General features: G+C 58.6%; 23 protein-coding genes and 2 tRNA genes. 22 read left to right on the top strand and 3 right to left on the bottom strand.

Annotated elements, in window-relative coordinates:
• Positions 1-142 precede the first annotated feature (142 nt).
• Positions 143-231, bottom strand: a tRNA-Leu gene (locus tag C8R14_RS00585).
• Positions 232-256: 25 nt separating this feature from the next.
• Positions 257-330 (bottom strand) — tRNA-Cys (locus C8R14_RS00580).
• Positions 331-1085: 755 nt separating this feature from the next.
• On the opposite strand from C8R14_RS00580, the gene C8R14_RS00575 reads away from it, so the two are divergent.
• The 10 genes from C8R14_RS00575 to C8R14_RS00530 all read left to right on the top strand — a co-directional run bounded on the left by C8R14_RS00575 (position 1086) and on the right by C8R14_RS00530 (position 8732).
• Positions 1086-1835 (top strand): hypothetical protein, encoded by a 750-nt coding sequence (locus C8R14_RS00575; RefSeq protein ID WP_011633259.1) that lies wholly within the window; start codon positions 1086-1088, stop codon positions 1833-1835.
• 117 nt (positions 1836-1952) lie between these two features.
• Positions 1953-2165, top strand: a complete 213-nt coding sequence (locus C8R14_RS00570; protein WP_011633258.1) for an AlpA family transcriptional regulator — start codon at positions 1953-1955, stop codon at positions 2163-2165.
• Between the two features lie 40 nt (positions 2166-2205).
• Positions 2206-3066, top strand: coding sequence for a ParA family protein (locus tag C8R14_RS00565; RefSeq protein ID WP_011633257.1), 861 nt, complete (start codon positions 2206-2208; stop codon positions 3064-3066).
• Complete coding sequence (locus tag C8R14_RS00560; RefSeq protein ID WP_011633256.1) at positions 3059-3319, top strand: hypothetical protein; 261 nt, start codon at positions 3059-3061, stop codon at positions 3317-3319. The genes C8R14_RS00565 and C8R14_RS00560 overlap by 8 nt, the downstream gene beginning before the upstream one ends.
• Positions 3312-4964 carry a ParB family protein gene (locus C8R14_RS00555; RefSeq protein ID WP_041353395.1) on the top strand — a complete coding sequence of 551 codons (1653 nt, stop codon included), beginning with the start codon at positions 3312-3314 and terminating at the stop codon, positions 4962-4964. The genes C8R14_RS00560 and C8R14_RS00555 overlap by 8 nt, the downstream gene beginning before the upstream one ends.
• Positions 4965-4979: 15 nt before the next feature.
• Positions 4980-5540 (top strand): DUF2857 domain-containing protein, encoded by a 561-nt coding sequence (locus C8R14_RS00550; RefSeq protein ID WP_011633254.1) that lies wholly within the window; start codon positions 4980-4982, stop codon positions 5538-5540.
• A 42-nt stretch (positions 5541-5582) separates the two neighbouring features.
• Positions 5583-6719 (top strand): STY4528 family pathogenicity island replication protein, encoded by a 1137-nt coding sequence (locus C8R14_RS00545; protein WP_441338203.1) that lies wholly within the window; start codon positions 5583-5585, stop codon positions 6717-6719.
• 229 nt (positions 6720-6948) lie between these two features.
• Positions 6949-7749 (top strand): PFL_4669 family integrating conjugative element protein, encoded by an 801-nt coding sequence (locus tag C8R14_RS00540; RefSeq protein WP_011633252.1) that lies wholly within the window; start codon positions 6949-6951, stop codon positions 7747-7749.
• Positions 7746-8273, top strand: coding sequence for a DUF3158 family protein (locus C8R14_RS00535; RefSeq protein WP_011633251.1), 528 nt, complete (start codon positions 7746-7748; stop codon positions 8271-8273). The genes C8R14_RS00540 and C8R14_RS00535 overlap by 4 nt, the downstream gene beginning before the upstream one ends.
• A 57-nt stretch (positions 8274-8330) precedes the next feature.
• Positions 8331-8732: a single-stranded DNA-binding protein gene (locus tag C8R14_RS00530; protein WP_011633250.1), complete on the top strand. Its 402-nt coding sequence runs from the start codon at positions 8331-8333 to the stop codon at positions 8730-8732.
• Positions 8733-8797: 65 nt separating this feature from the next.
• Here the strand turns inward: C8R14_RS00530 and C8R14_RS13420 are convergent, their stop codons facing one another.
• Complete coding sequence (locus C8R14_RS13420) at positions 8798-8965, bottom strand: hypothetical protein (protein WP_166484979.1); 168 nt, start codon at positions 8963-8965, stop codon at positions 8798-8800.
• Positions 8966-9017: 52 nt separating this feature from the next.
• On the opposite strand from C8R14_RS13420, the gene C8R14_RS00525 reads away from it, so the two are divergent.
• The 12 genes from C8R14_RS00525 to C8R14_RS00470 all read left to right on the top strand — a co-directional run bounded on the left by C8R14_RS00525 (position 9018) and on the right by C8R14_RS00470 (position 21269).
• On the top strand, positions 9018-11033 hold the full coding sequence (locus C8R14_RS00525) for a DNA topoisomerase III (RefSeq protein ID WP_011633249.1): 2016 nt from the start codon (positions 9018-9020) through the stop codon (positions 11031-11033).
• 549 nt (positions 11034-11582) lie between these two features.
• Positions 11583-13076 carry a DNA cytosine methyltransferase gene (locus C8R14_RS00520; RefSeq protein WP_011633248.1) on the top strand — a complete coding sequence of 498 codons (1494 nt, stop codon included), beginning with the start codon at positions 11583-11585 and terminating at the stop codon, positions 13074-13076.
• 244 nt (positions 13077-13320) lie between these two features.
• Positions 13321-13884, top strand: coding sequence for a hypothetical protein (locus C8R14_RS00515; protein ID WP_011633247.1), 564 nt, complete (start codon positions 13321-13323; stop codon positions 13882-13884).
• 200 nt (positions 13885-14084) lie between these two features.
• The gene (locus tag C8R14_RS00510) at positions 14085-14801 is read left to right on the top strand and encodes a DUF5983 family protein (RefSeq protein WP_011633246.1); all 717 of its coding nucleotides are present in this window, start codon (positions 14085-14087) and stop codon (positions 14799-14801) included.
• A gap of 288 nt (positions 14802-15089) precedes the next feature.
• Entirely contained in the window at positions 15090-15905 is an 816-nt protein-coding gene (locus tag C8R14_RS00505) for a hypothetical protein (RefSeq protein ID WP_011633245.1), read from the top strand.
• 139 nt (positions 15906-16044) lie between these two features.
• Positions 16045-17184 carry a DUF3577 domain-containing protein gene (locus tag C8R14_RS00500; protein ID WP_441338202.1) on the top strand — a complete coding sequence of 380 codons (1140 nt, stop codon included), beginning with the start codon at positions 16045-16047 and terminating at the stop codon, positions 17182-17184.
• A gap of 107 nt (positions 17185-17291) precedes the next feature.
• On the top strand, positions 17292-17963 hold the full coding sequence (locus C8R14_RS00495; RefSeq protein ID WP_011633243.1) for a DUF3275 family protein: 672 nt from the start codon (positions 17292-17294) through the stop codon (positions 17961-17963).
• Between the two features lie 96 nt (positions 17964-18059).
• Positions 18060-18407, top strand: coding sequence for a Rieske (2Fe-2S) protein (locus C8R14_RS00490; RefSeq protein WP_011633242.1), 348 nt, complete (start codon positions 18060-18062; stop codon positions 18405-18407).
• 104 nt (positions 18408-18511) lie between these two features.
• Positions 18512-18853, top strand: coding sequence for a hypothetical protein (locus C8R14_RS00485; RefSeq protein WP_011633241.1), 342 nt, complete (start codon positions 18512-18514; stop codon positions 18851-18853).
• A 191-nt stretch (positions 18854-19044) separates the two neighbouring features.
• On the top strand, positions 19045-19677 hold the full coding sequence (locus tag C8R14_RS00480; RefSeq protein WP_441338201.1) for a hypothetical protein: 633 nt from the start codon (positions 19045-19047) through the stop codon (positions 19675-19677).
• 74 nt (positions 19678-19751) lie between these two features.
• A complete protein-coding gene (locus C8R14_RS00475; protein WP_011633239.1) occupies positions 19752-20861 on the top strand; it encodes a DUF6094 domain-containing protein in 1110 nt (369 codons plus the stop codon).
• Between the two features lie 96 nt (positions 20862-20957).
• The gene (locus C8R14_RS00470; protein ID WP_011633238.1) at positions 20958-21269 is read left to right on the top strand and encodes a hypothetical protein; all 312 of its coding nucleotides are present in this window, start codon (positions 20958-20960) and stop codon (positions 21267-21269) included.
• Positions 21270-21310: the final 41 nt, after the last annotated feature.

The raw sequence follows: 21310 nt of genomic DNA, 5'->3' as shown, positions 1-21310 counted from the left end.
CACTACCACACAGCAAAATTGCGGGTTATTCCATTATTTCGACAATTGTGACGGGCATGCTGTTTTTACAGAACGTTTTACTACCGATCGTGCTGATAATCCAGCGCATACCAGAATACTCAGTAAGTACGCTGTGACTTCCTGGTGCCCGGGGCCGGAATCGAACCGGCATGGACGTTTATGTCCGAGGGATTTTAAGTCCCTTGTGTCTACCAATTTCACCACCCGGGCAATTACGAAGCACTTCTGATATGTATGGAGGCGGGGGTCGGAATCGAACCGGCGTAGACGGCTTTGCAGGCCGCTGCATAACCACTCTGCCACCCCGCCATGAACCGTTTGATAAGCGTCGCTTACTTTACGACGCCAAGCATGGAAATTTGACGTGGACCAAGAAACGCCGGAATATGCAGAACACAGCATAAAACAATAAAATGGAGCGGGAAACGGGACTAGAATCCAGTCGCTATCTCTTTGATTCAAAAAGAAATTCCTCATCACCTTTCTATGTGATGGACTAGATTATGGACTAATTCTTGGCCAATGGCAAATGCCCCTTTCCCACGAAGCGTCCAACGCCGTCCATCAATATCTATACACATCCACTACGCGGCTTGATCGCCATGTTCTTGCATCGGCCTTGACTACCTAGCATTGCATCCCCGTGCACGCAGCGGTGATGCGCTACGAATCATTTTCCAGATTCGATAGAGAACAGTAGTTGCAATATTGGTCTATCAGGATTCCGGATGGGTCTTAGGCGACCGACGCTTCCCTTAGTGTTCGCTAGCACGGCGGCAAACTTGCGTCACTGATGTCGTCTGGTGAGACCGTCGGTAGAACAAGTCAGACCTAATGGGACTTGCCGGGACAGCCACAAACCAAGACGCTGACAAGTATGTACGAGTAACGGGTTAACGCTGGAGTTTGTGACGTGGCCGATCAGAACTATCGAATTTTCGCACATCAAGCACGTGATAGCTACCCGCAAGCGGCGGATCTGATGTCGGTTCTCAAGGTTTTTACAAAGGCACTCGTACAACAGAGGAGTCGGTGATGTAGCACTCCCACAAGGAGACGGAGACATGCATGAAAGGCCCCCCACATCCATGGTTTTCTATCGCCCCATCGAAGCTGCCATTCGTTGGACTGGACTATTGCGACACGAGCAGGAGATTCTGTCTGCTATCTCCCCGCCGAGAAACTTACCGCGAACGCTTAACTATCCCCGGTGGAACGAACTTTTATTATGTATGGATCGCATCTACGACGCCGTCATCAACCGGGAACTGGCGTATGGGCAAAACGGTGTCACGTCAAATGACGAATCGCTGCTTGACTCGACAGAGCTGACTATTCGCCATATCGACTTGAAGCGTTGGATGCGCACCCATTATCCAGCGCATCGCCCTGGGTTTCTTTTCAGTCGCAGCGAGCGCATTACACATCCCATCATCACGCTGGAGGCAGGCCAGGCCATGTTGATCGAGCGACAGGCCATGAAAGCCGAGCTTGAGCAATGCCGCCGCCAGTTGCAAGCGCTTCGGGTGCAGCAGGAACGCCTTCTGCAGCAATCGGTGGTGGCCCTTGCTTGTAATAATCAATGCTCCCTCTCTGACAGGGCCGAAGCGACTTACTTAAATATCATCGGCGGAATGCTGGCGTTGATACTGGGGACCTCACCATCGGGCAAGGCCTACTCCAGTTTCAGGACCCAGGAAGCCATCGTTAGTGCGCTGGTTGCGCATCACCATAGCGTCATGGGAATCACTGAACGAACCTTGAACGGCAAGTTTGCCAGCGCAAGGCGCAGGCTGCGTAGCGCAAATACCTGAGCGCTTCCAGCTTGTATCTGCAGTCTCGCAAATTGCATTTGCAATGTACTTCTCCACCCGTTTCGATTGAATAGAGGTTACGCCAACAAGCGCTACCGAGCGTTAAGGAGTGACCCTATGTCGCAGATACCAGCCTTGCCACCGGGCGAACGCCGCATTTTGCGGCGCGAAGAGGTTGAAGCCAAAACTGGCTTTAAACGCGCCCATATCTACAACCTGATGAAGAAAGGCCAGTTTCCGAAAGCATTGCGCCTCGGGGTGCGCGCGGTCGGCTGGGACTCTACTGAGATTGATCAGTGGATCACCGAGCGCCTCAATAACCGGGCCTGACCGCTCTCGCCCACATTTCTACACCCATACGGAGAGCGCCATGCAGGTTGTATCCATCATTTCTACCAAAGGCGGGGTGGGCAAGACGACCACCGCCGCCAACCTGGGCGGATTGCTCGCCGATGTCGGCCTGCGCGTGCTGCTGCTTGATTTTGACATCCAGCCCACACTGTCGTCCTACTATGAGCTGGCACATCGTGCCGCCGGCGGCACCTACGAGTTGCTCGCCTTCAATGAGCAGCGTATCGAGCAGTTGGTGTCCCGCACCGTCATTGCTGGCCTGGACGTGGTGGTGTCCAACGATGATCGGGGCGAACTGAACACACTGCTGCTGCACGCGGCCGATGGACGCCTGCGGCTGCGCCACCTCTTGCCGGTACTGGCACCACGCTACGATCTGGTGCTGATCGATACGCAGGGCGCGCGCAGTGTGATGCTGGAGATGGCCGTGCTGGCGTCCGACTTGGCGCTGTCGCCTGTTACCCCCGAAATCCTGGCCGCACGTGAATTACGGCGCGGAACCCTGCAACTGATTGAGGATATCGCGCCGTATCGGCACCTGGGCATCCAGCCGCCGCCTTTGCACCTGCTCATCAACCGGGTGCATCCTGTGTCCTCGAACGCCCGGCTGATTCAGCAGGCGCTGCGTGATCTATTTCAGGGGCAGGATGGCCTTCGTGTCCTGGACACCGATGTGCCAGCCATCGAAGCCTACCCCCGCGCTGCGACACGTGGCCTGCCAGTACATCGCGTCGAATACCGACAGCCGACGGGCCGGGTGGCGCCCGCCGCACTCGAAACCATGCGATCGCTTGCCATTGAACTTTTTCCCTTGTGGAAGGAGCCGTTGGCCCGAGTGTCTGGTCGCCCGGATCAACCAAGGAGTACCCGCCATGGCTAACGCGCATGAGTTGGCACGTGGCCATAAGCGGCTGCGCGCCTTGATTGAATTTGCCATCGGTGAAGGCTGGCACGTCAAGCGAACGTCAGGCGGTCATCTCAAGTTCACCAAAGCGGGCTACGCGCCGATCTACACCAGCACGACGGCAAGCGACCATCGAGCCAGCCTCAATGCGCAGGCCCAGATTCGGCGCGCTGACCGGCAATGCCGCCCGATACATGAAAACCCTCTTCGAGGAACAGGCCATGGCTGACATGACGTCTCAGGATATGGCAACCAAGTTGCTGGCTGCTGGCTTCGAGCGCGGCAGTCCCTCTGCCTCTGCACTGAGCGACCCGATCGCCGATACCCCCATGGTCGTCACTTTGGACCAGTTGCGCCCCTACGATCACGATCCTCGCATGAAGCGCAACTCCGCGTACGAGGAGATCAAGGCCTCTATCCGAGAACGTGGCCTGGACGCATCACCGGCCATTACCCGGCGACCGGGCGCGCAGCACTACATCATCCGCAATGGTGGCAACACGCGGCTAGCCATTCTGCGTGAACTGTGGTCAGAAACCAAGGATGAGCGCTTTTTCCGTATTTCCTGCCTGTTCCGGCCTTGGCCAGAGCGGGGCGAGATCATCGCCCTCACGGGGCATCTGGCCGAAAACGAGTTGCGCGGCGGCCTGACGTTTATCGAGCGTGCGCTCGGTGTAGAAAAAGCTCGAGGGTTCTACGAACAGGAAAACGGTGCAGCGCTGAGCCAATCCGAACTCGCGCGCCGCCTTGCCGCCGACGGTTACCCCGTGCAGCAATCTCACATCAGCCGCATGTCCGATGCCGTGCGCTATCTGCTGCCGGCCATCCCGACCGTGCTTTATGCCGGCCTTGGTCGCCATCAGATCGAGCGACTTGCCGTTATGCGCAAGTCATGTGAACGTATCTGGGAGCACCGTGCGAAAGGCAAGAGGGTACCGCTGGATTTTGAGAGCTTCTTTCTGGACGTGCTGACCCCATTCGATACCCAGGTGGAGGAGTTTTCCTGGCAACGCGTGCAGGACGAACTGATTGGACAAATGTCTGACCTGCTGGATGTGAACTATGACGTCCTGAGCCTGGACCTGAATGACTCCGACCGCAGGCAACGCGCCCTGGTCAGCGAGCCAACGCTCATGGGTTCGCTTGCGCCGTTACCCGCACCCGCGGCAGTGCCGTCCTCTTTGGTTGAAACACCGCCCACAGTCTTTGTGCCACTCAGTGCGCCGCCTGTCAGCCCGCCTGTGGCGAGCTCGCCGACACGCGAAGCCATCGTGGGTGCTAACGACGCCAACACCGATGATATCGATAACTCTGAGCGTCTACAGGAACATATCATCTCTGCAGCCCCCACGACCGACCGGCTGCAATCTATTCAGCGCATGGTGGCCGCGCAGTTGGGCGATGCGATACCGCCCGAATTTTCGGCCAACGTGCTGCAATCCATTCCTGTGCAGGCCGGTGGGTTGTATCCGATCTCGGATATCTGGTACATCGACCCGGGGTTGGATGCACCCGATCGGCTCCGAACCCACATCGAGCAGTTCGCGCGGGAGATCGCCGACGAGGCTGGCGTGGCTGACTGTGTGCAGCCCTCCTCAGATGGTATCGGCTTCCGTTGCGCCGAATGGCAGGAAAGGCTGCCGGTCGCCGCACGTGCTGTCATGCACTTGTTGAGGACCCTAAGCGGCCAGCCTATTGCGGTGCCAGAGCCTGACGATGAGCGCCTGGCTGCCGACTTGCCGGTACTGTTGCGCGGCAATGGTCAACAGGCGCCTGGTTTGAGCGACACCGCCTTGGTCAAGTTGTTTCGCTTGTTGCGCCTGGCAAGACGCCTGGCGGAGCTTGACCTCGATAAACCCTATCGCGGTGCGTGAGAGAGGAGGATCGTCATGTCCACACCACATCCTTTGAATCAGGCCGTTATTGCCCAGGCGCTGTACGATCTGCGTAACGGCCAGTTGCGCCGCTGTAAGGCGATGGGGTTCGGTGAGGAAGAGCTTAACGCGCTCAAGCGTCCCGAACTGATCAGCGTGCTCCTGAATGCTTCCGTGTCGTGGTGCTCCGTGTCGATCAATCGAGACGTGGTCAAGCGGTTGCTGCAACAGGCCCAGGATGCGGAAAAAGAGATCGCTTTTGTTGATCGTATGCTTAGCCTTGGTGCCAGCACGGAGATGGTCGGTCGTTTCTACGGTTTGACGCATCAGGAGGTCGCGCTGCGACGCGACATCCTGGGGCTGCCCAAACGCAAGGGGCGCCACCCCGTGCTGGATGAAGCGCAAGACACGGCGCTGTGGAAGCAGTGGAGGGCGCTCGCAGAAGTCAGAAGTATTGCGTACGAGGATGAGGCCGCCATTCTGGAGGCCGCCATGGACTTGGCCGAAGACATGTCGCTACCGCTATCCGTGGTCTGGTCAGCAATCAAGGGCTGGGTTGACCAAGGGTTGGGCTAGATCGTGTCGACCCATGACGCGAGTCGGCACGATGGTCCCGTCTTGCTGTCCAACCTGTTGGACGGTGCGCTGACGGATCTTTCATCCGAGCAGGAACAGAACCCGGCGAGCGACGGGTTTCTTTATAGCGGAAACCGGCACGAAAGCGTTCCGCGCCGACTTTTCCTCGACAGACGATTGACACCGCTGGAGCGCAACGCGTGGCAAGTCTTCCGGCTGCTGCTCAATGATGACGGCGTCACGGCGTTTTCCACCTATGACCAATTGCGACCCTGGTTGGCTTCGATGCCGTGCGGAGCTCAAGCCTCGCATGAGACGGTGGCGCGCGCACTGACCTTGTTGCGTCTGACGCGTTGGCTCAGTCTGGTGCGCCGCCGACGCGACCCCAAAACGGGTCGTATTCTGGGCAACCTCTATGTGCTGCACGACGAACCGTTGACGCCGTTTGAAGCCATGCAGCTTGACCCGGATTATCTGGAACTGGTCAGTCAGTCTCTGAGCCACTCGGCCAAGGCCGTTCAGATCGTCGGCCTGAATACCTTGCAGGAAATTGCCGATGACCCCTTGTTGCAGGGACGCACGTTGCCCTCACGTTTGTACGTGCTCGCGCAACGCCTGCAGCAGGGCGCCCCAGACACGAGTTATCCACAGGAGGGGGATCGCCACGAATCCGAAGAAGGCCGTTCGGGCTTACTTCGGAATGTCGAAGCGCCGTCTTCGGAATCCGAAGCAGGGGTGAAACCGGCGTTAAACGGCACTCTTCGGAATCCGAAGCAGGACCGTACAGTACGTGAGGTAAGTATTAAAGAAGTACGTACGGCTGAGTCCGTTCGCGGGGCACAGAATTTACGCTTGCCACAACGTTTTGGTCAATTAAAGCAAGAGCAGCAGGCGGGCACCTTGGTCGCGCTACGGCAAGTGGATGAGTCCCTGCGCCAGGCGGTGCTCGACGAGTGGGCGGCGCGTTGCAATAACCAGGTGGTGCGTAATCCTGCTGGCTATCTGTTTGGCATCATCCAACGCGCCATCAGTGGGGACTTCAAACCCTGGGCAGGAAAATCGAAAGGCCCGGCACCAACCAACGTATCTACACCCGAACCAACGCCGCGCGAAGTGGTGCCGCCCGAAGTCGCTCTGGAACATCTGAATCGACTACGCGAATTGGTGAACAAGGACTGATTCCGGCCAGTAGGGTGGGGGAGCAGCCATGGTCTGCGTCCCATGCGAAAAGCCATCGCGTGTTGAGGATCAGAACACCATGGATTTCCTTGGAGCTATCCCCTGGGGATAATTCGCGGGCCAACGCGGTCACGGCGAAACTGGGGTAAGCGCGTATCCCTTTCTTGACTGACTGCCTTCTGGTCCACGCCGATGATGGTGCCTCACCCATTCATGACGAGTTGTCACTATGTCCAACGAACGTAATTCCTCCGAGTCCTTACAGTTGAATCTCGGATCTCTACGCAGCGCTATGTCGCTCACGCTGCACACACATCACGCCTCACGCATCTGGCACGGGCGCGCACCCGCCGAAGGTAAGCCGGCTATCGTCGGTTTAAACGGCTTTGTGTCGATCATGAATAAGCTCAAACGGGGCGCGGAGCAAGACGATCCGTACTCCGACTGGTGGATGCTTCGCATTGAAGACAAGCTCGAGCAAACCAAGAACACGCTTCAAACTCTGGGCGAACAGGTCGATCAGGCCCTGACCAACGTGCCATCGGCGCTGAGCCTGGGAGAGAATCTGAACGTACAGCCGGTTAAGTTACCGCTGTTCGTCAATGCCCAATTGGGGTTCGCCGCTGTCTATCTGCTGGCCGATTACGATGAGATCGCCCGCAAACTTATCCTCGCGCACCACACGGCATTGATCGACCGCAGCACACTGGAGCGCTGGCTGCATGAGGGCGCGCACGCACTGCGCAGCCTGTTCAGTCTGGCGCAGCAATACCGCTATTCAGGTACGCAGCGAGATGACTTCGCTTCGCAAAATGCCGCCGCGCGGGCCGCCATCGAGAAGTTCGGCGAACTGCCGCAGGACGTGCTGGAAGGTGCGCGGCGCTCTCGCTTCGCGCCGCCGATCGTGCGCCGGGGCCAGCCGCTGAGTAGCCATGTCGAGTCCGATGCGGGCGATCCGCCATCTGTCGCGTCCGATGCTTCGCCCGATACGTTCGATCCTGTTGCCACCGACGAGGACGAACCGGCATGAGCGATCACCACGACAGCGCACGTCGTCACTTCCAGGCGTTGCAACAGACGGACTTCCTGCGGTTGGAACACGCGGCCTATCTAAAAGGCCTTTTAAAACCTTTTAAAGGTAAGGGGGCTTTGGATGATTGGGCCAACCAGTGCTTCGCACTGCGCGACGACATGATAGGCCTGGCGCAGCGACGGGTGCTGCCACAGACGAGCGGCTACCCCTTCCATCTGCTGGATGTAGAACTGGCCCAACAGAACACTGGCGCAGGCACGACCTTTTTGCGCTGGCGCAAGCATGACCGTTCGGCCATGGGCGTGGCCTTGTGGCAGGCGTTGATGGCCAGCGCTGCCACGCCGGTGACTATGTTCGATGACCTGCACGCCATTGAACAGCAACGCATTGTGCTGAACATGCAGATTAGCTTGCTGCACACCCTTGGGCGCCAGGCCCGGGAATGCGCCAGCAAGTTGGCTCAGGCTGAAGACGTTTATCTGCGCCGGCTGCGATCTATGTCTGAGACAGACCGCGGTTAGCGGTAATTCCAACCGCCTGCGCCAGAGCAGGCACCACACGCATCAGGAGATTGACCTATGAGTACCCATTTTTTTGGTGAAGGTAATATCGGCTCGGCCCCGGAGTACCGTGAGTTTCCCAATGGCAACGACGAACCCAGCCGGCTGCTGCGCCTGAACGTCTATTTCGACAACCCTGTGCCAAAGAAGGATGGCACCTTCGAGGACCGTGGGGGCTTCTGGGCTCCGGTGGAGCTGTGGCATCGCGATGCCGAGAGTTGGGCCAACCTGTACCAGAAAGGCATGCGTGTCCTCGTGGATGGGCGCACCGTGCGCGACGAATGGGAGGACGCCGAGGAAAACGAGCGCGTCACCTTCAAGATCGAGGCTCGGCGCGTGGGCGTCTTGCCGTTTCGGTTGGAGTCGATCAGGGTCAGTGCCAAGTCAGCCAGTACCGAACCGGCCTCTGAGAACGAATAACTTCCTTTGTGTGGAGCAGTGGCATGCTGATGTCGCTGCTCTTTTTTTAACGTCGTGCGATACACCTATCCCCAGGGGATAGCTCCACTGAAGTCCACTGCGTTCCACGCGCCCTCCGATCTGGAGGCACCTGTTCCAGAAGCCTCAGATTCCGTCCGGCCCTTACGCACGCTACCGAGCGCGGTAAAGGCGTTTGCCCCGAGTACGATTTGTTTGCTGTCCGAATCTGACACTGCCGCCATCCTGATCCCATTCGCATTAACAACGAGATTCGGATGGAACAGTATGAGGTTATTTCTGTGCGAGAAGCCTTCCCAGGGCAAAGACATCGGCAAAGTGCTTGGCGCCACGCAGCGCGACAACGGTTGCCTGAAAGGCCCGGGCGTCATCGTGACCTGGTGCATTGGCCATCTGGTCGAGGCGGCGCCGCCAGAAGCTTATGACGCAAATCTCAAACACTGGTCCATCGAACAGTTGCCCATTATTCCCGAGCGCTGGCGTATCGAAGTCAAACCCAAGACCGCCGCGCAATTCAAAGTCGTCAAGCAGTTGCTGGCACAAGCTACCGAGTTGGTGATCGCCACCGACGCGGATCGTGAAGGCGAAATGATCGCCCGTGAAATTGTTGAGCTGTGTGGCTACCGAGGGCCTATTCAACGCCTGTGGCTATCGGCCCTGAATGATGCATCGATCCGCAAGGCATTGGCTGCCCTGAAACCGTCATCTGAGACGCTGCCCATGTACCATTCGGCCTTGGCGCGCTCCCGCGCCGACTGGCTGGTGGGCATGAACCTGAGTCGGCTTTTCACTCTATTGGGTCGGCAGGCTGGCTACGATGGCGTGTTGTCGGTAGGTCGGGTGCAAACGCCCACGTTAAAGCTCGTGGTGGATCGCGACCGTGAAATCAATCAGTTTGTCTCCATCCCATTCTGGGCTATCGACGTAGCGCTCTCAGCAACAGGACAATCTTTCATCGCGCAGTGGCTGGCCCCCGAAGCCTGCACCGACGAGGCGGGAAGGTGCCTGCAGGAGTCCGTGGCACAACAGGCGGCGCAACAATTGCGTGCAAACGGCACCGCTCAGGTCGCGTCCGTCGAAACCGAACGGGTGCGCGAGGGCCCGCCATTGCCCTTCGATCTTGGGACGTTGCAGGAAGTCTGTTCCAAGCAGCTTGGCCTGGATGTGCAGGAAACGCTGGACATTGCCCAGGCGTTGTACGAAACGCATAAGGCCACCACCTATCCACGCTCGGATTCGGGCTACCTGCCCGAGAGTATGCAGGCCGATGTGCCAGCCGTGCTCGACAGCCTGCTCAGAACCGATCCCGCCTTGCGGCCCGTGATGGAGCAGCTTGATCGCAGACAGCGTTCACGGGCCTGGAACGACAGCAAGGTCACCGCTCACCATGGCATCATCCCCACGCTGGAACCCGCGAACCTCTCGGCCATGAGCGAGAAGGAGCTGGCCGTTTATCGACTGATCCGTGCCCATTACCTAGCACAGTTTCTACCGCATCATGAATTTGACCGCACCATTGCGCGGCTTTCGTGCGCGGGTCAACATCTTCAGGCCGTAGGCAAACAGATTGTCATCCCAGGATGGCGGCTGGTGCTGGTCGAGCAGCAAGCGGAGGATGCCGACGATGAGGCCGCCCCGCGCAGTCAAGTGTTGCCCGCACTGAACCAAGGCCTGTCCTGCCAGATGAACACCGTTGATCTTAAGGCGCTCAAGACGCTGCCTCCCCGGCCCTACACCCAAGGAGAGCTGGTCAAGGCCATGAAAAGTGTCGCCAAGCTGGTGTCCGACCCACGCCTGAAGCAGAAGCTCAAGGACACGGTTGGCATCGGCACCGAGGCCACTCGCGCCAATATCATCAACGGGCTGCTGACACGTGGCTATCTGATCAAGAAGGGCCGGGCGATCCGTGCGTCGGAAGCGGCTGGCACGCTCATTGATACGGTTCCCGCGGCCATTGCTGACCCCGGCACGACAGCAGTCTGGGAGCAGGCCCTGGACATGATCGAGGCGGGCGAGCTTACCCATGACGTCTTCACCGGCAAGCAGTCGGCCTGGATTTCACAGATCATCGCCCAGTACCAGGGCACAGCCATGACGATCAAGGTGCCCCAAGGTCCAGCTTGCCCGCAGTGCGGCTCGGCCACACGCCAACGCACTGGCAAAAATGGTCCGTTCTGGTCATGCTCGCGTTATCCCGAGTGCAAAGGCACCGTGCCGGTTGACTCCGCAACGCCCAAGCGCAGCGCGCCGCGCAAGCGCCGCAGCGCATCCAAGACATCCTGAAATGCTCCAAACCCCTCAGTGCCGTGCAGACCGACTCGGTTGCATGGCATTCGTCCCGTAGCCCTCTCGGGACTCCCAGCGCGCAAATTCTTCTGCAACCGTGTGCGCGTCTCGTCACGCCGGAAACGGCGGCCGAGGCAGGAAGGATGCTTTTACGTGAATCGCTCCATGCGCTTTCCCTTGATCGTTGCTATTTCCGTCGTCTGCGATGGGTCCCCTGGTATTTTGCCGCCGCGTCGTCGTGCGAGGCACCAGGAGACCTTTCGGGGTTGACGGTAATCGGTGCCGGTGCCCGCCGGTGAAATAACGGGCTCCCTTTGTGCGCGGATGTGCGCCAGACAATGCCGGCCCCAGCCACGACATGGGCCGGGTGTGATTGCTGTGACAACGGACGGTTCTAGCGACGACCGTAAACGTGGATCAGCCCACGGGTGGTGACTTCCTCCCGCGCCGAAGGCCTAAGGGTCTTCGGCTTCTTTCTCCTGCCTTACCACTACCTCCCGGGCAAGCCGATGTCAGTGTTGGCCCTTACGAATAGGAGAAACCCAAATGCACCCTCAGCCTACCCACACTACGCTGCAATACGGCAGCGTCTGCAGTGGCATTGAAGCCGTGAGTCTCGCGTGGCAACCACAAGGCCCGCAAGCCGCGTGGTTTTCCGAGATTGAACCGTTCCCGTGCGCCGTGCTCGCCCATCGCTACCCCGACGTGCCCAACCTGGGCGATATGACACAGATCGCCGAGCAGGTGCGAGCGGGCCTAGTTGTCGCCCCGGACATTCTCGTGGGCGGTACCCCTTGCCAGACGTTTAGCATCGCCGGTGCACGTCAGGGACTCTCTGACCCGCGTGGCGCCTTAACCCTTAAGTATGTGGAGCTTGCCAATGCCATCGACCAAACTCGCCAAAAAAATCAACGTCCGCCCGCCACGATCATCTGGGAAAACGTCCCAGGTGTCCTTAGCGACCGCTCCAACGCCTTTGGCTGCCTGCTGGGCGCACTGGCCGGAGAAAGCCGCGCGCTCGAGCCGCCAGGGGCAAAATGGACGCACGCAGGTTACGTGTCTGGCCCCCAGCGCCGCCTCGCCTGGCGCGTGCTCGACGCTCAACATTTCGGTGTCGCCCAGCGTCGCAAACGCGTGTTTCTTGTGGCAAGTGGTCGAAATGACGTCGATCCCGCCGAAGTACTTTTTGAGCGCGACGGCTTGCACGGGGATTCTTCGCAGGGCTTTGCGCCGTGGCAAGACGCTGCCTGTGCTGCTGGAGCAAGCACTGCATCACCAGGCGACTATGTCGGACTGAATCAGCATTATGACAAGGTCAGGGTGACGTTCGGCTTTGGTGGTGGCAACACCTCGGGGCCGATTGATGTCGCCGCTTGCCTAACAGCTGCCGCAGGCCCTAAGAATGACTTTGAGGTTGAAACTTTTGTGGTGCAGTCTGTGGCGGGTGACATCAGCCACACGCTGGGCACGTCCACAGGCAGCAGCGAAGACGGCACGGGCAGGGGCGTACCCATCATCACCACCTATGCGCGGCAAGCCATGGCGTTTGCACAGAACTCTCGCGGCGAGTTGCGCTTGGAGTCCGGCCACGGGCAGATCGCTGGTGCGCTCTCGACGGGCGGTGGCAAGCCCGGGCAGGGCCTGCCCATGGTGCTTAGCGTGGCATTGCGTGGTCGCGACCACGGCATCGCCGCCGAGCTGGGAGGCACCGTCGCACCGGCTCTGCGTGCCAGCAGTGGCGGCGGTGACAAAAACCACGTGCTGATACCCGACTATGACACCTACTTCCAGTACACCGGAAATAGGCCAAGTGCCAGCGACTGGTCGCAGTGGCGGGTGCGTCGGCTGATGCCAGTGGAATGCGAGCGCTTGCAGGGCATGCCGGACGACTACACCCAAGTGCCATATCGCGGCAAGCCCGCAACTGATACCCAGCGTTACAAGGCGATCGGAAACTCCATGGCCGTGCCGTGTGTGGCTTGGCTGGGGCACCGTCTGATACAACATCTCGCAAAAGAGGAAGCACCTGGCGCGTATTGATGCGCGATTTATTGGACTCGCAAGGCCACCCTATAGCCCTGACTTGCTGAAACTTCAGCAACCGCCAGCAGCCAGGGTTTGCAGGCTGCCGTGGGACTTCCCCATGCAACCCGCCAGTTCGCACACGCATCACACCGGCGAACGTTGCCCATGCGGGTATTGATGCCTCTTTCTCCAACCTACTGAGTAAGTGTCTCGTCCCGCCAGGGGCGTGCCCTCACTCGACCCCATCATAGGAATCTCCATGGAAACCATCATTAAGCAAGACCGTATTGCCTTGAAGAGCCTCAAAGTGGCGCAGTTCGCCAGTGAAGAGACGCTGTGCTTCACCGCCATCGTGCTGTTCGACGGTGTCGCCATTGCCCAAGCACGCAACGACGGGCGTGGAGGCTCGACCTTTCTGCATGCTCTGGAAGGCAAGGCTGCGCAATTGTCCGAAGCCGGACAGTTTGCCAAAGGTCTGTCACCGGCCCGGTTCGAAGGGGGTATCACCGGTCAGGACGACGCTCCCCTAATCATCAACATGACGCTGGATTTTCTCGTCGATCATTTGGCCGAGACCCAGCACACTGATCGTAAGCTGCGCACCGCGTTCACTCGCGACATCGGCAATAAGGTGTTGTTCATCAAGAATGGCAAGCTGCTCTTTTTGAAGGGCGTCAAGCTGAAGACGATCACAGACCGACCCGCGTATTTCACAGCCCTGCGCGCACGACATACCTTGCCCATCGTCATCCTGGCTGAACTGCCGCCAGATGAGGCATTCGCTTTATGGAAGCGCTATGTCTTGAGTGATCACCCGTCTTAACCCTTGCCGCATGCGTTGCGTAATCACCGTATGCGCAACCATATTTACGGTGGTGCAGGAAGGGGAGGGGCGACACCATCGACTTTCACGATTGATCAAGTAACGACGCGACCTGAGCGGTCGCTATGCATTTTCCACCCACCGGGGTTCAATCCCCGGCAGGGGATTGGCCTTGGCTATCCCTCTGCTGGAGAAATCCCATGACCAAGATCGAGAATCCTTTCACTCGCGGCTATCAGAACCCGCACATTGTGCGAACGTTGCTCATCACCTACGAGGATGATTGCCCGCCAATCTGGCGGCCATTACATGCCAGCCAGACGCATCTTTCCGATGGCGAGGTTGCCTTGTTTCCTTGCCTATTCGGCCAGGACTTCGCGCTCATCACCGAAGGCCAGGACGTGCCCGACGAACTGGAAGCTCAGTGCCAGGGTGAAGGCATCGTGCGCACAGTGATCTACGCCATCGCCGCCGACGATTTCGACGGCCAGCCGCTGCATGTGGGCGACACCTATTCCGAAGAAGCTGCCCGCGAGGTGGTACATCGTCTGAAATTCGAGACCGGCGTCTACAGCCGCGCCTGGGAAATCAGCACAGCTCACATCACCGAGGAATCAGGGCGATATTTGCGCGATTTGGCCGATATTGCTACGCCAACCGGGTTCATGTTTATCGCTTTTCGGATGCCATACAGCCCGGCCATTGGCGTCAAGTTGATTGCCACCCCTTGGACGGATGAGCATCTGCTGGGCATTGACGGTATCACCGCCGAGCAACTGCGCGAGAAACATCTGTCCAAAGGCATGCCAGAGGATTTGATGCGAGTGCTGCACCTAGCGGCCAACGCCGACGTGCGCATCCTAATTATCGACGCTGACGCACCGGAACTGGACGGTCTTCCAGTCTATGAAATGTAGATTTTCTCATTCGCCCCTTACCCAGGGGCTTTTTTTTGTCTGCATGGCTGGAAGGCGGATGAACACTGCATCTGTTTCATAACAGACGATATTGTGTCGCTGCCCCATCCTTAAAACATGTTCGCTGGCGTAGCTGGCAGCATCCCAGGCAGTCAAGGCCATCAAGACTGCGGCGAACCTACAGTTCGCTGGCTGATCTCATCTCCGGACGCTCATCGTCCATTCCAACCCCAAGGGACCATTCATCCCTATGGGGGTGAGGGGTTCCGTATTATCGGAGACTCCATCATGGATCATCAAACCATTCGTCAACAAATGCCTTCTCTGGTTGCCGGCCATGTGCCAAGCAACGCACGATCCTTTCAGTTCAACATCTTCGACGGGAAGCCGAAGGAGAACATGCTGGGCTTTCACGTTGATCCGTCGCCCTTTGAGGGTAAGGTTGTCGCTACCACTGAGGACGCCATCGTTGTCAAAATCAGTCGAACGAAGTTCGCGGTTCTGGATCGTACGCTCGTAACCGAGGTTCCCGAAGAGGGAGCCAAGATCGAAGTCATACCCTATGCACGTCGTCGTTTCGACGGTCAGCGTGCCGATACACCGGAAGAGGTCATCAAACAAACGGCAGACGGTACACCCTACACCGTGCAACGCATGATCCTGGGTGCGGCACCGGCCAAATTGCCCGTTGCGCAGCCCCAGAGTCTGGAGTTGCAACAGCTTATCGAGCAACTGGAGCAAATGCCTGCCCCCGATGGGCATCGGCGGATCGCTCACATGCTGGTCGACGCCCAGGCGCGTGACTTCGAACTCGTTGACCCAAGACCTGCAGACATCATCCGGACACCGCCCACGGTGAGCTTCACAGTTCAAACCGCGAAGTTCTCGGGACGCGTCAGCATAATCTATATGCGTGCGGACGACGCCTATGCGGTGGCACTGCATCGCGACGATGAGCGGGTAGAGCGCCGCGACGACATCTATTTCGACATGCTGGGGGAGACCTTGGCCGATCTGATTGATGACGGTACCTGGCGTCGCATTCGTGTTCAGACCTTGCAAAAGCCGGCCCGCAGCAAGAAAGCGCTTTCTTCTACTGCCTAACCAACCTGTGCCTATCTCAGCCCCCGACCAACCATCGGGGGCTTGTTTCTTGGTGATTCCATTTGTTGCGGCCTATACGGTCCGGTGTGATCACACATTGACGGTGGCGTCTCAGTGGGCATGGTGCAACCCTTACCCCATGATTGCTGACGTTGTCAGCGACATGCCGGGCAACCATTGGTCTTTAAGGTTGCGGCGCGACACCTGCCGCGTGACCACACCAGTTCGCACCGCATCCACGCGCGAACGACTGCCAGTTTTTTCTGGTGGTGATGCAGCTGCCTTTCTCAACCCATCGCGGGGTTACGCACCTGCCGCTTTGGGCATGGTGTGTCTTCCGCTTCTTATCCAATGGAGATTCACCATGAACCAAGCTTCTTCCAATACGAAGTCCTACTTTGATCTGCATACCTCTGGTATTGGCTATCTGCAGCGCGTCCGGATAGTACCCGTGCGAGGCGGGCGTCGTGCCGAGTCTTTCCTCGCATGCACCGTCGCCGCGCTGGTTGGTCCCGCCAAGGACTCGATGCTGCGCTATTTTGACCTCAAAGTCTCTGGCGCTGATGCCAAGACACTAGTGCAGCGTTACGTCGGTGTTGATGACCCGAAACAGCGGCCCCTAATCCGCTTTCGGATCGGCGACCTCTGGGGCGATCCCTATATTCGTCCCAGCGGCGAGAATAAGGGCAAGCCAGCCGGAAGCCTTAAAGGCCGACTACTCAAAGTCGAGCTGATTGATCGTGCCGAACTGGCACAAATCGAACAGCATGAACTGATCACCCGAGGCATTGGGTATCTGAACCGTCCCCAGGAGGTGGCGCCAAAAAATGGCGACCCGTTCCTGTCATGCTCCATTGGCGCCTTGGCCGGGCCTGTCGAGGAACCGGACTATCGGTACATCGATACCATCGTCGCGACCATCGACGCCCAGCACCTGGTGCGTCGCTGCGTAGAGGCTGTAGTGGCCGAACGCAAAGTGCTGATCGCCTTCCGTCTTAACGACATGAAGACCGATCCGTACCTTCGTATCAAGGGTGATCGCGCAGGCGAAGCAGCCTTGTCCTTGAAGTCCAACCTGGTCCACATCAGCCTGATCAAGGTTGATGGTCAGCAGGTTTATCCGGCTGTTGACCTGGCACCCGTATCCGAAGACGCTTCGGCGGCAGAGGGCACAGGCCATGTAAGTGATAGCGACGACTCAACGCTTTCCGAGCTCACTCAATCCGATATGGAGCAGCAGCCGCAGACCGACGAGCCTGCAATGGCAACTTCGTTCTGATCTGACTCACTAGGCCCACCCCAGGGACTTGTTCTTTCTTCCCCTATGGCCCGCAACCACCCCGTGTGGTTGTGGGCATTTGCACATTCATCACAAGGAGCTACCTCATGTCTACTACGGTTGCACGTTCAAGCACTTCTCCTATCGTCGTTTCGGGCCAGCTCACGCTGCGCACCATCCGAGGCCGCAATGGACCGTTCACGGTCGGTCGCCTGACCACGCATCTTGGGGTGTTCGAGGTCAAAGACGCTGAACTGGAGCAATATCCCGAAGGTAAGTACGACGGGGAATTCCTCATAAAGTACATCTACCCGAGGGCTTACCCAACGGGTGGCGGGATGCGTTTCGAGATCCGCGCCTCCTTGGACGGGATGACCCTCTCAGGTCTGGACGAACTAAGCCGCGACGATGCCAAGAGCTTCGCCGCACAGGAAGTTGATCCACTCGATGAGGAACAGGGGACGCAGCCGATAGCAACATCGGTCACCGCGTCCACGTTGCAAGCAACGCCGGTTCACGCATCGTCAGACCCATTGATCGATACCACACCTTTTGGTATGGATGCACCGTCGGTTGTCGTCGCCGCCTCTGGCGGCCCGGACAGCGACGATGCGGCCTTGTTCGGATTGCTGTGGCCGCTGGAGGATTCCATCAAACTGGATTCGACCATCGACCGCCGCACCCTACGCGCGCAGATCGCCCGCCTGGGCGAGCTGGGTTATGCACTGGACTTCAAGGCGCAAGAGTGGAGCCGCGAGGCCGAACCACAACCTGCGTAATCACAGGCACCGCAACCACGGTGTTCTTCAACCACCCGCCGGGGTCACTTCTCCCGCCGGGGGGAGGGCTCTGGTTTCTTTCTGGAGGTCTGCATCATGTCAATCATTGCTTGCAATACATCGTCACACCCCATTGGGGATACCCGCTCTGCGCTGGATGAGCCAGCCTGGCGGATTGTCTGCGACGCCGCAGCCGACGAAGCCATCAAGGGTTGCGGTCTCTCTTACGACTACTACGTTGAACGCTTCAGTTCGGAGATTGATGCACAAGTTGATCAATTGCCCGAATACCAGCGCGCACAAGCTCTGCAAATAGCACAGGAATGGGACTACGCAACACCTGCCCAGAGGCAGGAAACCCAGGACTGGAATGCTGCAAACGGCATTTGCACACACGGGATCACACTGGGTTGTTGCCCGGCCGGTTGCGATTCGGACTACTAAAGGCTGGCACGTCACTTCATCGCCGCAGACGCGGCTACTTCACACACCCGCCGGGGCGACCCCGATGGGGAGGTTCCTGGCGATTTCAATCTAGGAGCTTCAGCATGAGTCGGCACTACTTCGATACATTTCACAAGGGATTTCCCATCACCGTCCTACTCGGCTGGGACCGGCCGATGGATTACTACTTCTTGGTCGTCGAGAAGCCGGCCGAATTGATCGACGACACCATGAAGGTTGAGAGCGATGACTTCTTGTATAGCAATCTGCACGAGAGCGATCCGTTCAATCATGGCCTGGACTACTACAGAGAAGTCTTGCGCCATTTTCAGATTGGCGTACCCGAGAGCATGTTCATCCAGGTCCAGCGTGACCGAGAAAGCTATACCGGTAACCGCGTAGCCAAGCATCAGACTGACGGTTCGTTTACCGAACGAGAGCTCTGAATCTCTATGTGAAGCGATTGTTTTTACCGGTTCGCCTTTCCGGCGATGCGCTGTAATTTGACTCGCGGCTGAGAACTCAATCCGAGTAATCCGCGTTCTTTCATCCCATACGGGGCAGTCACTGCCCTTGGGGCGGTGCTGTCTCTTTTCTTGAGGACACCACTATGCTCCCATCATCTAATCAAACTCCCGTGCTGTACCGTATCGACGAATGCAGCGACCTGATGGCCGATGCGTGCGTGTGCAACGAGCAAGGCGAGTTCATTTTTCTCTCCGTCTGGGCACGCCATACCGCGATCCAGCAATTCATCGCTCGCCTGACCCTGGGCCGCGCCGAAGATGGGCTGGATCAATTCCATCTCATCACCGACCAAGGGGGCTCTGTCCCGGTCTCGGTCGGCGCGGTCGATCGTCTGGAAAAGCGCCTCACCCGTGCTTATCGCCGCACGCTGTTCGGTTCAATGACCAACCTTTGGTTGTTCGACCGACGCTGCACCCAACCTGAAAAGAGTACGGCCAGCGCCCTCGCGTTGCTGCCACGCTCAACTAACGATCCCACCGCCCGACTGTGGCGCCTGGTCAAGGACACGTGCCCGCTGCCGCTTCTGGAGCACTGGCAAGCGCCTGTACTGGCGCTGCTACGCGATCGGGAAATGCTCAAGGCACTGCCACTGGCTCTCGGGCCGTTGCAGGGTTTTCATCTGGGGTTGGACGTACCACTTCTCACCGACGCACTGGGCGATCTCATCCGCCAGGACGTGCTCACCGCCTATCCAGCGCCGCTATCGGCAGCGACCAACCGGCCACTGGAAGCGGTGGCCTGACGCTTTTACCCGCAGATGCGTGCTGCTCGCCCGTATTCGCATTGACTCATCCACGCCAAACAGGAGATTTTCCCATGGCTCTCATGTTCCCCCGGCTCGCTCGGAATTTTGCCAAAAACGGCTATTACCCAACCGACGAAGCCACGCTTGAACGAACTCTCAACGCTCTCGCGCCCAGTGATGGACCGATATGCATTCTTGATCCTTGCGCTGGCGAAGGTGTCGCCATTGCGGAGGCTGCGCACGCCCTCGGGCGTGAGCACGTCACCGCCTACGCGGTCGAATACGACCAGGAACGGGCAGACCATGCCCGCCGACTGGTTGATCGATGCATCCATGGCGATCTAATGGACACGCTAATCACACGCCAGTGCTTCGGCCTGCTGTGGCTCAACCCGCCGTACGGTGATCTCGCCCGAGACGCCAACGGCAACATGGGCTACGAAGGCAGGGGCCGCGCCCGGCTTGAGAAGTTGTTCTACCAGAAGACGCTGCCGCAGTTGCAGTATGGCGGTGTGTTGGTTTTTATCATCCCGTCCTACGTCCTTGATCAGGAAATGGTTGGATGGCTGACACGGCACTTTACCGATCTGAGCGTCTACCGTGCGGTGGATACCCAGTTCAAACAGGTTGTCGTGTTCGGGCGTCGAGTTCGCCAGCGTGAGCTGGCGGGGGATGACGTCAAGTCCATCCGTGCCCGGCTGCTACAGGTCGGACAAGCTGAAATCGAAGCGCAGGAGCTCCCTCCTGCATGGACCGCGTTGCCCTACAGCATCCCAGCCGCACAGGCCGAGCCGGCGCATTTTTACCGGATCAGTATGGAGCCGGCGCAGTTTGCCGAGGAAGTGCAGCGCCTGCAGGGGCTATGGCCATCGAGCGAGACCCATCTGGGCGCCGCTCAACAATCCATGCGGCCTCCAGCACGCGGTTTATCTCACTGGCACTTGGCGCTGGCCTTGGCGGCGGGCGCCATCTCAGGTGTCGTGCAGTCTAAAAGCGGTCGTATCCTGGCCGTCAAGGGCGACACCTACAAGCAGAAAGCCACCGCCACCGAGTATCGCGAACGCGATGACGGCTCTGTGGCCGAGACGCGCATCCTCACCGACAAGTTCGTGCCCGTTATCAGGGCTTGGGACTTGACGCCCGACTCAGCCACGCTGGGTCAGATCCTCACTATTCATTGATCTTAGGGCACGCCTCCACCACTTTCATCCACCCACCGGGGCCATGCCGCCCGATGGGTGCCATCGCTTCGGCTTTCTCATTTAGGAGCTATCACCATGGCAACCGAAGCACTATTCATTAGCGTGGTACCGAATATGCGCTTTTCGCCAGGCCAATTGATTTTGACGGTTGGCGTTCACGAGTTGATCCAGCAAGGCCGACTCAACCCCAGCATGTACCTACGCCGCCACCTTGGCGGCGACTGGGGAGATCTCGTCGAAGGCGATCGTCAGTTGAACGATGCCGCGCTGGCATCGGGCCAGGATCGCCTGTTCTCTTCCTATCAGGTCGAATCAGCCCTGCAACTCTGGATCATTACTGAATGGGATCGCAGCGTGACCACGCTGCTCCTGCCCAGCGAGTACTGATTCCACCCACGGCGGGCTTTGGCCGCCATCTAACTTTTATC

The sequence above is a fragment of the Nitrosomonas eutropha genome, from assembly GCF_003201195.1.
Lineage (GTDB): Bacteria > Pseudomonadota > Gammaproteobacteria > Burkholderiales > Nitrosomonadaceae > Nitrosomonas > Nitrosomonas eutropha.
This window is presented reverse-complemented; position numbering and strand designations above follow the sequence as displayed.

Excerpts from the sequence above, each read along its gene's own strand:
- C8R14_RS00575 (WP_011633259.1), top strand. The coding sequence starts at position 1,086 with ATGCATGAAAGGCCCCCCACATCCATGGTTTTCTATCGCCCCATCGAA.
- C8R14_RS00570 (WP_011633258.1), top strand. The coding sequence starts at position 1,953 with ATGTCGCAGATACCAGCCTTGCCACCGGGCGAACGCCGCATTTTGCGG.
- C8R14_RS00565 (WP_011633257.1), top strand. The coding sequence starts at position 2,206 with ATGCAGGTTGTATCCATCATTTCTACCAAAGGCGGGGTGGGCAAGACG.
- C8R14_RS00560 (WP_011633256.1), top strand. The coding sequence starts at position 3,059 with ATGGCTAACGCGCATGAGTTGGCACGTGGCCATAAGCGGCTGCGCGCC.
- C8R14_RS00555 (WP_041353395.1), top strand. The coding sequence starts at position 3,312 with ATGGCTGACATGACGTCTCAGGATATGGCAACCAAGTTGCTGGCTGCT.
- C8R14_RS00550 (WP_011633254.1), top strand. The coding sequence starts at position 4,980 with ATGTCCACACCACATCCTTTGAATCAGGCCGTTATTGCCCAGGCGCTG.
- C8R14_RS00540 (WP_011633252.1), top strand. The coding sequence starts at position 6,949 with ATGTCCAACGAACGTAATTCCTCCGAGTCCTTACAGTTGAATCTCGGA.
- C8R14_RS00535 (WP_011633251.1), top strand. The coding sequence starts at position 7,746 with ATGAGCGATCACCACGACAGCGCACGTCGTCACTTCCAGGCGTTGCAA.
- C8R14_RS00530 (WP_011633250.1), top strand. The coding sequence starts at position 8,331 with ATGAGTACCCATTTTTTTGGTGAAGGTAATATCGGCTCGGCCCCGGAG.
- C8R14_RS00525 (WP_011633249.1), top strand. The coding sequence starts at position 9,018 with ATGAGGTTATTTCTGTGCGAGAAGCCTTCCCAGGGCAAAGACATCGGC.
- C8R14_RS00520 (WP_011633248.1), top strand. The coding sequence starts at position 11,583 with ATGCACCCTCAGCCTACCCACACTACGCTGCAATACGGCAGCGTCTGC.
- C8R14_RS00515 (WP_011633247.1), top strand. The coding sequence starts at position 13,321 with ATGGAAACCATCATTAAGCAAGACCGTATTGCCTTGAAGAGCCTCAAA.
- C8R14_RS00510 (WP_011633246.1), top strand. The coding sequence starts at position 14,085 with ATGACCAAGATCGAGAATCCTTTCACTCGCGGCTATCAGAACCCGCAC.
- C8R14_RS00505 (WP_011633245.1), top strand. The coding sequence starts at position 15,090 with ATGGATCATCAAACCATTCGTCAACAAATGCCTTCTCTGGTTGCCGGC.
- C8R14_RS00500 (WP_441338202.1), top strand. The coding sequence starts at position 16,045 with ATGATTGCTGACGTTGTCAGCGACATGCCGGGCAACCATTGGTCTTTA.
- C8R14_RS00495 (WP_011633243.1), top strand. The coding sequence starts at position 17,292 with ATGTCTACTACGGTTGCACGTTCAAGCACTTCTCCTATCGTCGTTTCG.
- C8R14_RS00490 (WP_011633242.1), top strand. The coding sequence starts at position 18,060 with ATGTCAATCATTGCTTGCAATACATCGTCACACCCCATTGGGGATACC.
- C8R14_RS00485 (WP_011633241.1), top strand. The coding sequence starts at position 18,512 with ATGAGTCGGCACTACTTCGATACATTTCACAAGGGATTTCCCATCACC.
- C8R14_RS00475 (WP_011633239.1), top strand. The coding sequence starts at position 19,752 with ATGGCTCTCATGTTCCCCCGGCTCGCTCGGAATTTTGCCAAAAACGGC.
- C8R14_RS00470 (WP_011633238.1), top strand. The coding sequence starts at position 20,958 with ATGGCAACCGAAGCACTATTCATTAGCGTGGTACCGAATATGCGCTTT.